10 protein-coding genes are annotated in these 13,996 nt (G+C 62.6%); 2 read left to right on the top strand and 8 right to left on the bottom strand.

All coding sequences use genetic code 11. From position 1 onward, the window contains the following. Nucleotides 1-31 precede the first annotated feature (31 nt). Complete coding sequence (locus AC26AR_RS10090; protein WP_488106934.1) at nucleotides 32-1,060, bottom strand: 4-hydroxythreonine-4-phosphate dehydrogenase PdxA; 1,029 nt, start codon at nucleotides 1,058-1,060, stop codon at nucleotides 32-34. 342 nt (nucleotides 1,061-1,402) lie between these two features. Between AC26AR_RS10090 and AC26AR_RS10085 the strand changes: the two genes are divergently transcribed. Beyond that, nucleotides 1,403-2,131 carry a FadR/GntR family transcriptional regulator gene (locus AC26AR_RS10085; protein WP_084208310.1) on the top strand — a complete coding sequence of 243 codons (729 nt, stop codon included), beginning with the start codon at nucleotides 1,403-1,405 and terminating at the stop codon, nucleotides 2,129-2,131. Nucleotides 2,132-2,155: 24 nt separating this feature from the next. Here AC26AR_RS10085 and AC26AR_RS10080 read toward each other — a convergent pair whose 3' ends face one another. The 5 genes from AC26AR_RS10080 to AC26AR_RS10060 all read right to left on the bottom strand — a co-directional run bounded on the left by AC26AR_RS10080 (nucleotide 2,156) and on the right by AC26AR_RS10060 (nucleotide 8,471). Further along, entirely contained in the window at nucleotides 2,156-2,782 is a 627-nt protein-coding gene (locus AC26AR_RS10080; protein ID WP_488106933.1) for a helix-turn-helix domain-containing protein, read from the bottom strand. A 296-nt stretch (nucleotides 2,783-3,078) separates the two neighbouring features. Further along, entirely contained in the window at nucleotides 3,079-3,459 is a 381-nt protein-coding gene (locus tag AC26AR_RS10075) for a nuclear transport factor 2 family protein (RefSeq protein ID WP_488106932.1), read from the bottom strand. A 134-nt stretch (nucleotides 3,460-3,593) separates the two neighbouring features. Then, nucleotides 3,594-4,970: an NAD(P)/FAD-dependent oxidoreductase gene (locus tag AC26AR_RS10070; protein ID WP_488106931.1), complete on the bottom strand. Its 1,377-nt coding sequence runs from the start codon at nucleotides 4,968-4,970 to the stop codon at nucleotides 3,594-3,596. Nucleotides 4,971-5,118: 148 nt separating this feature from the next. Next, the gene (locus AC26AR_RS10065; protein WP_488106930.1) at nucleotides 5,119-6,906 is read right to left on the bottom strand and encodes a BCCT family transporter; all 1,788 of its coding nucleotides are present in this window, start codon (nucleotides 6,904-6,906) and stop codon (nucleotides 5,119-5,121) included. A gap of 494 nt (nucleotides 6,907-7,400) precedes the next feature. Then, nucleotides 7,401-8,471: an NAD(P)H-dependent flavin oxidoreductase gene (locus AC26AR_RS10060; RefSeq protein WP_488106929.1), complete on the bottom strand. Its 1,071-nt coding sequence runs from the start codon at nucleotides 8,469-8,471 to the stop codon at nucleotides 7,401-7,403. A gap of 319 nt (nucleotides 8,472-8,790) precedes the next feature. Here AC26AR_RS10060 and AC26AR_RS10055 point away from each other — a divergent pair, with 319 nt between their 5' ends. Further along, nucleotides 8,791-10,521, top strand: a complete 1,731-nt coding sequence (locus tag AC26AR_RS10055) for a thiamine pyrophosphate-dependent enzyme (RefSeq protein ID WP_136938516.1) — start codon at nucleotides 8,791-8,793, stop codon at nucleotides 10,519-10,521. Nucleotides 10,522-10,717: 196 nt separating this feature from the next. Here AC26AR_RS10055 and AC26AR_RS10050 read toward each other — a convergent pair whose 3' ends face one another. Together AC26AR_RS10050 and AC26AR_RS10045 are read right to left on the bottom strand one after the other, a co-directional pair. Beyond that, nucleotides 10,718-12,946 carry a YjbH domain-containing protein gene (locus AC26AR_RS10050; RefSeq protein ID WP_488106928.1) on the bottom strand — a complete coding sequence of 743 codons (2,229 nt, stop codon included), beginning with the start codon at nucleotides 12,944-12,946 and terminating at the stop codon, nucleotides 10,718-10,720. Nucleotides 12,947-13,011: 65 nt separating this feature from the next. After that, on the bottom strand, nucleotides 13,012-13,983 hold the full coding sequence (locus AC26AR_RS10045; protein WP_488106927.1) for a hypothetical protein: 972 nt from the start codon (nucleotides 13,981-13,983) through the stop codon (nucleotides 13,012-13,014). Nucleotides 13,984-13,996 lie beyond the last annotated feature (13 nt).

Here is a 13,996-nt window from a genome sequence, read left to right as displayed (position 1 = left end):
GCGCACATAGGTGAGCAAGAGTGGCAAGGCATCAGGCCGACGCGGTCTCGAGGCGGAGCGCGCGCAGGTTGGTGCCCATGCGCTTGGCGATCGCGAAGGCATTGCGGGTCGGGTTCACGTCCGCCTTGCCCTGGCCTGCGATATCGAAGGCGGTGCCGTGGGCCGGCGTGGTGATGGGGATCGGCAGGCCGCCCTGGACGGTGACGCCGGACTTGAAGCCCAGCAGCTTGATCGCGATCTGCCCTTGGTCGTGGTACATGGTCACGATGGCGTCGTACTCGCCGTCGCGTGCCTTGAGGAAGATGGTGTCAGCCGGGAAGGGGCCTTCCACGGGATAGCCCTGGGCGCGGCACTCGGCGACGGCCGGCGCGATGACATCGATCTCCTCACGCCCGCAGGTGCCGCCCTCGCCACCATGGGGATTGAAGGCGGCCACGGCGATGCGCGGCTGCTCGACGCCGGCCAGTGTCAGCGAGTCATGAATCAGCTGGCTGGCGGCGATGATGCGCTCCTGAGTGACGTACTCGGCGGCATCCTTGAGCGGGATATGCGAGGAGATGCGTGAGGTCCACAGCGTCCCCAGGGTGTTGAACTCGCAGAAGTAGCCCTTGACGCCCAGTGTCTCGGCGAAGAAGTGCAGCTCGTCCTCATGGCCCAGGCCGCCTTTCTTCATCGACAGCTTGTTGAGGGGCGCGAAGCAGATGGCGTCGACTTCCTCGTTCTGGGCCGCTTCCAGGCAACGAGACAGCACCGCGAGGGTCGAGGCGCCACAGGCGGCACTTTCCTCGGCCAGCGTCACCTCCTGCTGTGCCACGCTCTCCACCAGCATCAATGACAGGCCTTCATGTTCACGGGCTTCCGCGAAGCTTGTGACGCTTGGCAGCTCGGTGAAGAGCCCGGCCTGGCGTTGGCCCTGCTCCCAAAGCCACTGATCCCCGACCAGCACGCTGTGGGTCTCGGCGAACTGCTCGGGTTCCGCGATCAGGCGAGCGATCAGCTCTGGGCCGATACCGGCGGGGTCACCGAGGGTCAGGGCAATGACAGGGCGTGTTGCGGACATGGGGTCAGCCTCTTGGTGTTGTCGTCGTTGTTGTCGTTGTCGATCGATGTGGTAGATCGTTGTCGTCGACCGTTGTCGATCGTGTCGATGTCGGGCGTGCTCAGCAGTCCGGCCTCTGGCGTGAGGGCCTTCTCAAGACAGTTCAGGACAGTTCAGGACTGTGAAATATCACGACTTGATTGGACTGCTGGTTGGTTTACCGGACCAGTTGAGATGAAAACTAGCCGAGCGCACGATGATTGGTCAAGGATTTCTCGAAAATTGCGACTATGGTCGGTTTTCTGGTGCGTCTGATTCGGTTGTCAGTTATTCTGGTATGAAATCTATACCAGTGGGGGCCGCATGAACCAGACGCCTTTCGCCTTCGAGAAAGCGCTGAAGAATCAGACCAAGAAGGAAATTCTCGCCGACAAGCTCATCGAGATGATTCTGACCGGCCTGCTGCGCGATGGGGACGAACTGCCCAGCGAGCGTGAGCTGGCGCAGTTGTTTGAAGTGAGTCGTGAGACCGTGCGCGGGGGGCTGGCACTGTTGACGGGGTATGGCCTGCTCAATGTCTCGCATGGCAGCAAGTCAAGGGTGTGTGCCAGCGAGGCGGTGATCGACAGCTTCCGCAATCATCCCGCACGTCAGCAGGGCGACGAGCTCAACAATCTGGACATCGAGAGCGTCTTCGAGAGCCGTATCGTGGTGGAGTCGGCCATCGCCCGCCGCGCTGCTCGGCACATCGATGCCGCGGGCCTCAAGAAGCTGGATGCCTTGCTGGACGCCCAGTCCCAGCATTTCGACTCGCCGGTGAACTTCCAGCTCTCGGATCAGAACTTCCATCAGGTGATCGCGGAGTATTCGCGCAACGAGATCCTGATCCGCTACGCCCACGAGCTCTATACCTATGCGCTCAACATTCGTCGCCAGGTCATGGCCGAGCATGGCTCGATCAAGCGCAGCTATGAAGAGCACGTACGTATCGTCGAAGCGCTGCGCGCCGGCGACCCTGACGCCGCCGAACGCGCCATGCTCTCGCATATCGACAGCGTCTATTATACGACGCGGGACAAGATGCCTCGTTGAAGGTGCCTCATGGAAATGAGGGGCTCAGTACTCCACGCCCGTCATCACCCAGACAATACGGGTCTCGGTCTCGCCGGGGTTGCGAATCCAGTGGGGTTCCTCCCCGGTCAGCGAGAAGCTGTCGCCCGGGTTGAGCAGGAATACCTGCTCGCCGATGGTCAGCTCCAATTGGCCACTTTCCACATAGCCCGCTTCCTCACCGCGCCGCTCACGAGGCGTCTCACCGCCGCTGCCGCCGGGCTGCAGGCGGGTCATGATCAGGATGAGCTGACCGCTCAGGCGGGGGGAGAGCAGTTCTTCCCGTGCACCGATGGCGCTGAGGTTCATGGCACGGCGTTGATCCGCGCGCACGATAGTTTCCTGTTCGGCCGCCGAGTCACTCCCGCCCGGCTGGAAGAACCAGCTGACGCGCACACCGAGGGCATCACTCAGGGCCTGTAGCACCCCGATGGGGAGGGAGGAGACGCCGCGCTCCACCTGGCTCAGATAGCCGACGGATTTTCCGACGCGCTTCGCCAGTTGGCTGAGTGTCATCTGACGGGACTTGCGCAGGTCGCGCAGCTGTCTGCCGATACGACGGTCTTCCTTTTCTGCATTGCTGAGTGCGGTGCTGCCGGCTGATGCCTGTGAGGAGTCTGTCTCCGTGATCATCCGGTTTCCTCTTGGCAATGGGGGCTGTCTGGCAATGAGGGCCATTTCATGTAGATGAAATGCGTGAAGTGGTTTTCATCAGCAAGATTATCAGCATGCGGCGTGGAGAGATAAGTCAGTGTTGTTATCAAATCGTCGTGTCGGGACTGGTGTTGGTTCAGGGCTTGAGATAGCGGTTTATGAGATAACGGCTTTTGAGATAACGGCTTTTGAGATAGCGGCTTTTGAGATAACGCTTGAGACGCAAAAGGCCAGTCATGATGACTGGCCTTTTGCGTGTGCGCCGGGCGTGAAAATCACCCGGCTGGGGTAAAGGCCGGTCGCTGCTTGCGGAAGGCCTGCTTGCGGGTGATCTTGCCCTTCTCGATGGTGAAGAGATCCACGCTATCGGCCTCGACACGCAGGCCATCGGGCTGGGTCGCCATGAAGGTGCATTCGGAGACGACGCGCGGATCGGCGAAGAAGAACTCGCCCTTGGCCCACTGCACATCAGGCATGGTCGTCCAGGTATTCACGAAGGCATCGCGCACGGCGGCCTTGCCGACGATACGCGTGCCGTGCGCCTCATCGCCTGACACGGTGTCGAAGACCACATCATCGGCGAAGTACTCCATGACGTCATCGATGGCGTGGCGATTGAAGGCATCGAACATGGCGGTCATCTGTTCACGGTTCATGGTACGGGTCTCTGGTGCATGCATGCCGCGAGTGGCATGCCAGTGGGAGGTGCCGCGACGTCATTCGGGAGCGCCGTGGCGTGTTGAGCAACATGAAAGACGGTGGTCGGTGAGCGTAGAGAGCGAGTCGTGGCTCAGCTCACCTTGTCCAGCACCTGGAAATACTTGTAGAGCAGATGCTGCCCCATGCGTCGGATCGGCCTGAGCGGATGGGCGGGCAGTGGGGAGTTGAAGATTGGCAGGTGGCGCTCGGGCAGTGACTGACCGGCGATCAGCGCGGCGAGTTGTCTGGAGGCATAGGCCGAGAACGACACGCCGTTGCCGCTGTAACCCTGGGAGTAGAAGATCTGCTGCTTGGGGTCCGGCTGCACGATGCGCGGCATCATGTCGTGGGAGATATCCATCCAGCCATGCGAGAACCACGGTGTCTCGATGCCGGCCAGCGCCGGGAACTTGCGTGCAATGGCGGCATGCACCACATCCAGATGACGAGCATTCTGCGCATCCGCGCCGCTGATGGCGCTGCGCGTGCCGATCTGCAGGCGTTTCTCGGGCAGCAGCCGATAGTAATAGCGCAGCTTGCGGGTATCCGTGGTCAGGATGGTCGAACGCAGGCTGCAAGCCTCGATTTCATCGTCGGTCAGCGTTCGCGTCCACACCGAATTGGCCATGATCGGCATGTTGCGATAGGCGGTCAGTGAGTGGAGGTTGGGGCTGGTATAGCCCGCCGTGGCGATGCCTACCGCGCGTGCCTTTACCGTGCCTCCCGGTGTCTGCAGATAATGGATGCCGTTCTCGGTCGTCCAGTGTTGCACCGGGCTGCTGGTGTGGATTCTGGCGCCATGGCGGCGCGCGATACGCGCATAGCTGTAGGCCAGCTTGAGCGGCTGCACGGCGATGCCCTCGGGCTCCAGCATCGCGCCGTGACTTTCCTGATCGCCCATGAAATCCCGATGGACCGTCGCACGGTCCAGTGTCCGGGTCCGGTAACCGAGGATGTTGTTGCACAGGCGTGATTCGGCCTCGAGATGCTGCATGGCCTGCGGGCTATGGGCGATCAGTAGATTGCCCAGCGGTTGAGGCTCGCAATCCACTTCCGGGTCCTGGGTCAGGGACCTGAAGACCTCGAAACCCTCGAGACTATTGGCGTGCAGCTGGCGCGCCATGTCGACCCCCCATTTCCTGACCCACTGGCTGCGACTCAGGCGTCCCCAGGCCAGATGGCCCTGGCCGCCATTGCGGCTGGTGCAGCCCCAGCCGATCTGATTGGCCTCCAGCACCACCGCCTTGATGCCGTGCTCGCGCGCCAGGAACATCGCCGTGGCAAGGCCGGTAAAGCCGGCGCCGATCAGCACCACGTCTGCCTCCATGTCGTCAGTGACCGGGCCATCATCCTCGGGAGGCGGGCCGGCGTGGTAGCGCCAGTAGCTCGGCGCATAATCCACTCCTTCACCCGGGGAGCTGTCCTTGAGAGGGTCGTAGTGAGGGTTGTAAGGCTGCTTGACAGTCATCGTGGGTCACCATCCGTATTGTTGTTGGCGATCGTTGTCATTGGTGATCGTTGTTGTCGGTGATCAATGTCAATGGCGGTGCTTGTCCAGGCGCGTTGCGCTCTGGGGTCTCTGCCTGCCCGAGTCGACGTGAGGCGCGTCATGCCGCTCAGGTCGCGCCCGGGATGGGTTGGCTTCCCGATCCCGGGAGGGTCTGCGGCGTTGGCGTGGCAGTGGTGCCCGGCGTGGCTGTCGCACTTGGCGAGATACTGGACGTGGTAGCTGGCGTGGCGGGTGTGGCAGCGCTCGGGGCTTCAGGCTCAGCGGCTTCGGCAGGTATCGGTCTGGCCTGAGGGGCCGGCTGCATGGCCGTTGCGGGCTGCTCGTGGGTCGCCTTGAGCATGCGATAGACCGAGAACATGTAGGCGATGCTGACGAGGAAGAAGGGCGCACCGACCACGATCGCCAGGCTCTTGATGGCGTTGAAGCCTCCGGCGAGCTGGAAGACGATGCCGGTGACACCGATGATCACGCCCCACAGCAGGCGCATCAGGATCTTCGGATTCTCGTTGCCATTGGAAACCTGCATGGCCGAGAAGAACGAGGCCGAATCCGAGGTGGTGACGGCGAAGACGATGATGTTGAACAGCACCGCGAGGCACAGCCACCAGCCGCCGGGCATGCTCTGCAGCAACAGGTAGATGCCGGATTCCGGGTTGCCCTGCACGCTCTCCCACAGCGGCACGATCTGATTGACCTCGGCATAGCCGGCCGAGCCACCCCAGATGCTGAACCACACGATCGACAGCAGCATCGGCACCACCACCACGCCGAACACGAATTCGCGCAGGGTGCGACCGCGGGAGATGCGCGCGATGAAACCGCCGCAGAAGGGGATATAGGAGATGTACCAGAGCCAGTAGAAGATCATCCACCAGCCCACCCATTCGCGCTGTTCGAAGCTGCCCGCGTCGGTCCAGAACTGAGTGACGAAGACGGCGCCGAAGTAATCACCGAACTGCTGGGTGATCATGTTCAGCAGGTACTGCGCCGGTGCATGACCGAAGGCCAGCAGCGCCAGCAATATGGCACCGGCCATGACCATGTTGAGCAGGCTGAGGTACTTGATGCCGCGCTCGATGCCGGTCGCCGCCGATGCCACGTAGGCGATGATGATCACCAGCATCACCATGGCCTGACCGAAGGCACCGAACTCGAGCCCGAACAGCACCTTCAAGGCATAGCTGATGGAGGTGACGCCCAGGCCGATCATGGTGGCATTGCCGCCGATGGTGCCGATCACCCCCAGCCCGTTGGCAAGCTTGCCCCACAGGCTGCTGTTGCAACGCTCTCCCAGAAGACCGTAGAGGCCGGTGGCGACCGTCAGCGGCTGTCCCAGGCGATAGGCCGGAAAGGCGATGGCCCAGGCGGCCACGGCAAACAGTGCCCAGCCATTCATGCCCCAGTCCATCAAGGTGTCGAGAATCGCGGTCGATACCCCGGCCTGCTGGCCGACTTGATGGAGGTCCTGCACATGCGAGGAGGTGTAGAGATGCGTCAATGGCTCGGCGACGCTGAAGAACACGAAGCCGATGCCCAGTCCGCAGCTGAAGATCATCGAGATCCACGCCACATAGCTGAATTCAGGGCGTGAGTCGTCCGGCCCCAGCCGGATGCCGCCAAAGGGGCTGAGCAACAGATAGAAGCTGAAGATCAGTGTCGCGGCGACACCAAGCACGAAGCTCCAGCCGAAGTTGAAGATCAGGAAGTCGCGTATGCCGGACAGCGCCGCGCCGGTCTGCTCCGGTGCCGCCAGGGCGTAGATCATGATCAGGGTGTAGATGCTGAGAACGGGCCAGAACAGCCCCTTGTCGTAGTCGCCAAGCAGACCGGACGAGCGCGGAACGCCGTTACTGCCAGCGCGCTCAGCCGCTGCGGGATTGCGTGTTGCTGTCACTGGGATGCCTCCAGGAAGGGGCCCTGATGCTCCAGCCAGATCTCGTCAAACACCTGACAAGCCGACAGGAATATCGAGAGCAGATTTTATTGTTGTCATGGGAGCGGGGGCTGGGACTTCACCATTCATCGAAGCGGCAAGGTCCCCATCCATCGTCAGTGAATGCGCTGCAGCTGATGCAGCACTCGATGAATCTTCTCGCGTCAAAATGAAAATAGACGGCGGTATAAATCACGCAAGTGAAATTTTCAGGTATTTTTTCATTTATATGTGAATTGGTAGACTTCTAGCGCTAACGCCTTGAAATAAAGAATCAATTGGGTGCACTGCTCAGGTTGGTTCGAGGGTCGAAGGCGGGCGAACAGAGGTAGGGGAGGAACGGGATAGGAAAGAGGAGGTGAGGGGGAGTGTGGAATGTGGAGGGCTGAGTGAGGAGTGAAGCAGCCTGTCAGGAGTGGCACTGCACGGAAGGTGCAGCGCCTTGCTCTGCCCCGTTATCTCCGCAACGACATTGCCCTACATGCCATTCGATATTCCTTTCCCAATATTGCCATCAGCTCTCCCGCTGGCATCGCTCTGGCCAGCGGGGCGCCCTGGCCCGCCCACTGTGCCCCGAAACCGGTGTCGCCCTGCGATCTGGCGGCGGCGTTGAGCGCCTTGCCGGCGGCGTAGGTGAGGGGGTAGTCCGGTGGTGTGGGGCATGATGGGTCTTCCATCAGGCGGGCAAATCGATTGGCGAGAATGCGTGCGGGGCGGCCCGAGACGATCGAGGTCATGCGGGTGTCATGCGCTGCCGGTCCTGCGAGTGCGTCTCGATAGGCGGCATCGGCGCTGGATTCCGGGCAGGCGATGAAGGCGGTTCCGAGTTGGGCTGCCACGGCGCCATTCGCGAGAGCGGCGGCAATGGCCTCACCATTCATGATGCCTCCTGCAGCAATGATCGGCAGATGCGTGGCGTCAACCAGCTGCCTGGTCAGGGCGGCAGTGCTCAGCTGGGTATCCGCGGCTTTAGGATCAAACATGCCGCGATGACCTCCCGCTTCGAACCCTTGCGCCACGATGGCGTCCAGGCCCGCCCGCTCGATGGCGCGGGCTTCCTCCAGGTGGGTCGCCGTCGCCATGAGCCAGATGCCTGCCTCCTTCAAGGCGCGGATGAAATCGCGTGAGGGCAGGCCGAAGTGAAAGCTGACGACGGGTGGGCGAGTCTCCAGCAACATCGCCTGCATGTCGGGGTCATCGGCGACGCTGGTATAGAGCGTGTCGAGTCTGGTGGGGGGCGTTGCCTCGAAGGCCTGGAAGTGCGGCGTCAGCCACTCCCGCCAGGCGCTCTCGCGAGCAGCGTCATGTGCCGGGGCCGGGTGCACGAAGACATTGACGTTGAAGGGCCTGTCGGTCAGCGCTTGCAGTTCCGTGATCATCCTGCGGGCGCCGTCGGCATCCGTGGCACCGACGCCGATCGAGCCCAGCCCGCCTGCCTTCGAGACCTCGGCTGCCAGACGCGGCGTCGAGACGCCTGCCATCGGGGCCTGAATGATCGGCCACTGCATTCCCATCCTCTTCAGCATTTTCGTTCTCCCCAGCATCGTTCTTTCTGGCATTGCGCTCTCTCCAGTATTGCTCCATCCAGCATTGCGCTCTGCTCTGCATGCACAACTCTGCCTGTGCACTCCGCCTGTGCACGCTGCGTGGCGTGATCAGGTCCTCGTGGCTTCGGGTGCCCCAGGCTCATGCTACGCCGCACGCAACGCCGTGTGCCACTTATGCCTTGCGCCCTCACCATTGCATTTCCTCGGGTCATCCCAACGTCTTGTTTACTGTTTATTCGAATGAGTGAATGCATTGCTCATCCTTCACCGCAACTCAACGGAAAAGGAAAGCGCCCCCATGTCCAAGTCCCATTCTTCGGCCCATAGCGTCTCCGAGATCATCACCGAATCCCTGCTCGAGGCAGGTGCCAAGCGCTGTTACGGCATCGTCGGCGATACCATCAACCATTTCACCGACGCCATCCGGCGCTCCGAGATGGAGTGGGTGCATGTGCGGCATGAGGAGGTGGCCGGCTTCGCGGCAGGGGGCGAGTCCTTCATCAGCGGGGAGCTGACCTGCTGTGCCGGCACCTGTGGCCCGGGGAGCACCCACTTTCTCAATGGTCTGATCGAATCGCATCGCAATGGCGCACCGGTGGTGTTCATCGCCTCGCAGATCGATACCGCCGAGATGGGCGTGGGCTTCCCGCAGGATGTGGACCAGAAGGCGCTTTATTCCCAGTACAGCGTGTTCTGTGAATACCTGACCAATCCCGAGAATGCTCGCCGCATGGTGGCCATCGCGGCGCAGAAGGCGCTGGCGGAAGGTGGGGTCGCGGTGCTTATCGTCCCGGGGGATCTTTTCCCGCAGAAGCCGAAGGCCTCGCTGCCCTGGCGTGCCCATCGCTTCTCGCCGGTGATCCGCCCGAGTGAGCAGGAGCTGGCCGCCGTCGCCGAGGCGCTCAATCAGCCGGGCAAGGTGTCGATCTACGCCGGGGTCGGCTGTCAGGATGCGCAGGAAGAAGTGCTGGCATTGGCACGTCGCCTCAAGGCGCCGGTGGCGTGGACGTCGCGTGCTAAGGACTTCATCGAGCCCAACAATGAACTCGAAGTCGGCATGACCGGCGTGTTCGGCCTGCAGGGCGGCTACGAGGCCGTCGCGGAATGTGACACCTTGCTGCTGCTGGGCTGCAGCTTTGCCTGGTCCCAGTTCTATCCGGACAAGGCCACCGTGATTCAGGTGGATCTCGACCCCGGCAAGATCGGTATCCGTCATCCGGTGGATCTCGGTGTCGTCGGTAGCGTCAAGGATACCTGCGACGCTCTGCTGACCCGCGTGGACCCGCGTGATGACAGTGGCTGGCTTGACAGCTGCCGCAAGAAATATCTCGAGGCACGCGACGAGGCCGCCGTCACCTCCGACGATGAGCATCTGATTCACCCGCAGGAACTGACCCTGGCGCTGGACCGCCATGCCAGTGAGGACGCCGTCTTCACCGCTGATGGCGGCAGCCCCATGGTGTGGTGCCTGCGTCATATCCGCGCCAACGGCAAGCGCCGCACGCTGCCAAGTCTGATGCATGGCACCATGGCCAATGCCTACCCTCAGGGCATCGGCATCCAGAAGGCCTACCCTGAACGTCAGGTGATCGCCATGTGCGGTGATGGTGGTCTGTCGATGCTGATGGGGGACCTGCTGACCCTCAAGCAGGAGAAGATTCCACTCAAGATCGTCATCTTTAACAACAGCACGCTGGGCTTCGTGGAGCTGGAGCAGAAGGTCGAGGGCATCCTGGATACCTACACCGAACTCGAGAACCCCGACTTCTCTCTGGTCGCCCAGTCCATGGGGCTGTGGGGACGTCGCGTCGAGGAGAAGCACGAGCTGGATGAGGCAGTGCAGAGCCTGCTGGCCCAGGACGGCCCCGGGGTGCTTGAGGTCAAGGTCAACCGCATGGAGCTGGTGATGCCGCCGCACATCGAAGCCGGACAGGTCGCTTCCACCGCGCTCTACTCCGCCAAGGCGGTGCTCAATGGGCGCATGGATGATGTGGTCGATCTGGTGCGCAACAACTTCACCGGGCGGTGAGTACGATGTGAGAGATTGTGGCCCACTCATGCCTTCACTCAAGAAGGCATGAGTGAAGGCGCAGACCAGAAAGCGCAGACAAGAAGGCCCCGATCCAGAGGATCGGGGCCTTGTCGTTGGCACGGCAGGTGACTGAGGAGAACTTCAGCACGATCGGCCGTTGTCTGCGGGAGCAGAGGTCAGCTCGCGGTCAGGATCACTTCCATACCTGTGAGGCGAAACCGCGCCAGTAGTCGTCCATGTCGCGATAGCTGGTCATGTCATACAGGCTGAACTTGCGATTGAGGCGGGCGCCACCATCACGCGTCAGCGGATTCCACGCCAGGCCGACATTGTCGCGGGTGGAGTGCATGAAGAAGGCATCCAGCGGCAGCACGATGTAGAGGCCCTTGTCGAAGCTACCCTCACCGAAGTCGTCACCGGCATCGGTGAAGGTGGCCCAGGCACCCATGCGCGCGCCATTGGCGAAGCCGCGCGAGACATCCAGCGTCACGCCGACATCTTCTGCCAGATAGCGGCCGATACTAGCCTTGGCCAACACGTCTTCATAGCCGGTATCCCAGTAGACGCTGGCATGGCCGGTGGTGGTGGAGTAGTCGCGCAACCCGAACTGCTGGTCGAATTCACGCTGCTTGACCCAGTTCACATCGACCCCATAGGCCAGCGGAGAGCCCAGCGGACGATAGAGCACCTCGGCGCCGACACCGGCATACATCATCTCCAGGATGCCTCCATAGGCCATGCCGTACCAGTCACGCCCGAACTGGTGGGTGCGGGTGTACTGCAGGTTGTCGATACCGACGTCGGTCTCTTCGATATAGCGCCCGATATAGGAGCGTACCCTCGGCAGCTTGGAGTCCGAGATGTAATCGAACTTGTCGAAGTTGTCGAACAGGGTCAGCTGCGCCGAGCCGGAGAGCCAGCCGTGGCGATCGGTACGCCAGGCGGCGGAGCCGCGCAGGTAGGCTTGATAGAGATAGCCATCCGGGCCGCCGATGTTCTGGTTGAGGCCGGGGGAGAAGCCGGCGCTCCAGCGATCATCGGGATTCTCGAGCAGCACCTTCTCACCCGGGTAGCGTGCGGCACCTTGTGCCTCGTCACTGTCGGGTTCGGTGGCGGCCAGCGCATAGACGCCATGGGTATAGCGCAGCTGCTGGCGGGCGTCGTGACCGGCATTGACGATATCGGCACGCTGGTGGACATCTTCGCGGGTATCCAGGCCGCCGGAGCGCAGGCGGTAATGGAAGCTCTCGAAATAGTCATCCAGGCGGTTGTGCAATACGCGGTTGGCACGGCCTTCGGCCTGTGCGGTCGAGCGGAAACGCGTACTCTCGCCGCTGACGATCAGCGCCGTACCTTCGCGGGACAGGCTATCGACACGAATGCCGGATTGCGCCTGGATCTCGCGGGACAGCTCAGGCCAGCTGACCTGGTTGCGTGAGGGGGCTTCTGCCTGCAAGGCCTCCGGCGGGCGGTCCAGCTTGGCCTGGGAGAGCCCGGCGAGATCCACCCCGAAGTTGACGCCCAGCATCGCGGTATTGCCCCGCTCCCAACCGGCCTTGAGGTTCAGGTTGTCCGTCACGCTCAGGCGAGCGCCCAGATTGATCGGGCTGTCCTGCGCTTGATCGTTGTCCTGTGGCTCGCTCTGATAGTCGTTGCCATCCAGCTCCACCATCATCACCAGCGGGTCCCACGGGGTCTGCCATTCCACGCCGCCGAACACGCCCATGTCGCCCTTGAACAGGCTGTTGAGGGAGAACTCGCCACCCTGGTCACCGCCGGTCTCGCCGCGACCGGGACGGTCGTTGTAGCTGTCGCGTATCCAGCCGATGGGGTTGGAGAGATCCCCGCGGGAGCCCAGATACCCCCAGCCCAGTCCCAGCGTGAAGTCCAGGTCATACCAGCGCTTGCTGGCGACCAGATATTCACTGCCGAACAGGCTGGTACCGCCCATGTCGCGCAGGCCGACCGCGAGCTGCGGCAGATAGCGGCTCTCTTCCCACAGGCGGATCTTGGCATCGACCCCCTTGTCCAGATAATCGCGGTCACCGGCGATGGATTCGCCATACAGGCGGTTGGTGACCTCGGTATAGCGAAAGCCCACTTCCAGCCAGTCAAGCGGCTGTAGGCTGACGTTATAGCGCTGATACGGCTCGACCTGGCTGTAGGAGAAGTGGATGCTGCCCGGCTTCTGCATGCGCGCGGTCGGTGTCTGCATCAGCCCGACGCCGCCGAAATCCGATTGACCATGCCCCAGGCCGCTCAGGCGGCTCTCGACGGGCTGCGGGCCATCCAGCATGCCGGCGTGGCTCACGGGGGCCAGCATCACGCCCGCGCTGAGCAGCGCCAGCCTGCGGATGATGCGTGGCAGCGGTGCCAGACGCGGCCGGGCCTGCATGGCGGGAGAAGAGGGGAAATGATGCATGCTGTCTGCTGCCATCCTTTGCTTGCCTGAGCGCGAAGCGTGCGGCGGGTTCATGGACGCCTCGCTCATGGAGTCTCACTCTCGACGGATGCGGGCGCCGACCCGTCGGCGGGGGTGTTGTCGGCCGCCACTTTTTCCTCAGCCGTGCCTTCTGGGGCATTCGCTTCTGCCGCCTCAGGAGAGGCGTCCAGCTCACGCAGCGACAGCAGGTACTCCGGCGCCTGAGGCTGGCCAGTAATGGCATCCAGGCTGCGGCACGTCTTGCCCGGCCATTGCAGGCTCAACCATTCCGGCAGGCTGCGATTGACCCAGGCCGCCGAGGGCGAGAGGCGCGGCAGATGAATCACGACACGATCCCCCGGTGCCAGCGTGTAGGGCTGCTCGTTCCAGGCGCTGATGCCGCGCTCGATCACTCGGCCGCTGAGCGTGATGACACTGGCGCTCTCGGCGCTGGTCCGTGCACCCGGCAGGCCAGCAATGGCCTCGCGCAGGGTCAGCTCTGGCCGCCAGTCAAGCTGACGAACGCCCACGGCGCTCCACAGCTGCAGGCGTGTCTCGGGCTGGCATTGCCCGATCCAGTCATGCGTGCTGAGCGGGATATCCAGGCGCGGGAAACGCCACAGCGCGATGGGATCGATACGCCCCACCTGGCGGCCACCGATCGGCGTGCGCTTGACGATCTGCATCCAATGCTTGAGCCCGGCGGCAGGCAAGCGCTCATCGAACACCGCCTGTGAACTCAGTTGACGCAATTCGAAGAACAGCCGACGCCCCAGCTGGCGAGAGTGCTCACGTGCCTGCCGGGGCGCCACGAAGGTGTGCGGCCATTCAATGCCGTGCTCACCCCTCAGTTCGGCGAGGTGACGTGACAGTGCCTCGCTGATAGTCAGCGTGGTGGGTGGCTGAGCGCGGTCAGGCGCGCCTTCAGCGGCAAACGCTGACGCAGGCGTCAGCAAGGCGCCCGACGCGGCCATCAGAGAGCCGAGCAGTGCGGCGGACAGGACGGCCTTCAGACGTGTTGGCAGATAAGGTTTCACGACACCTCGACGA

The sequence above is a fragment of the Cobetia sp. PS-4MA genome, assembly GCF_057670765.1.
The sequence above is the reverse complement of the archived record's forward strand: the minus strand, read 5'-3'. Positions and strand labels throughout refer to the sequence as shown.

Excerpts from the sequence above, each read along its gene's own strand:
- AC26AR_RS10090 (WP_488106934.1), bottom strand. The coding sequence starts at position 1,060 with ATGTCCGCAACACGCCCTGTCATTGCCCTGACCCTCGGTGACCCCGCC.
- AC26AR_RS10085 (WP_084208310.1), top strand. The coding sequence starts at position 1,403 with ATGAACCAGACGCCTTTCGCCTTCGAGAAAGCGCTGAAGAATCAGACC.
- AC26AR_RS10080 (WP_488106933.1), bottom strand. The coding sequence starts at position 2,782 with ATGATCACGGAGACAGACTCCTCACAGGCATCAGCCGGCAGCACCGCA.
- AC26AR_RS10075 (WP_488106932.1), bottom strand. The coding sequence starts at position 3,459 with ATGAACCGTGAACAGATGACCGCCATGTTCGATGCCTTCAATCGCCAC.
- AC26AR_RS10070 (WP_488106931.1), bottom strand. The coding sequence starts at position 4,970 with ATGACTGTCAAGCAGCCTTACAACCCTCACTACGACCCTCTCAAGGAC.
- AC26AR_RS10060 (WP_488106929.1), bottom strand. The coding sequence starts at position 8,471 with ATGCTGAAGAGGATGGGAATGCAGTGGCCGATCATTCAGGCCCCGATG.
- AC26AR_RS10055 (WP_136938516.1), top strand. The coding sequence starts at position 8,791 with ATGTCCAAGTCCCATTCTTCGGCCCATAGCGTCTCCGAGATCATCACC.
- AC26AR_RS10050 (WP_488106928.1), bottom strand. The coding sequence starts at position 12,946 with ATGCATCATTTCCCCTCTTCTCCCGCCATGCAGGCCCGGCCGCGTCTG.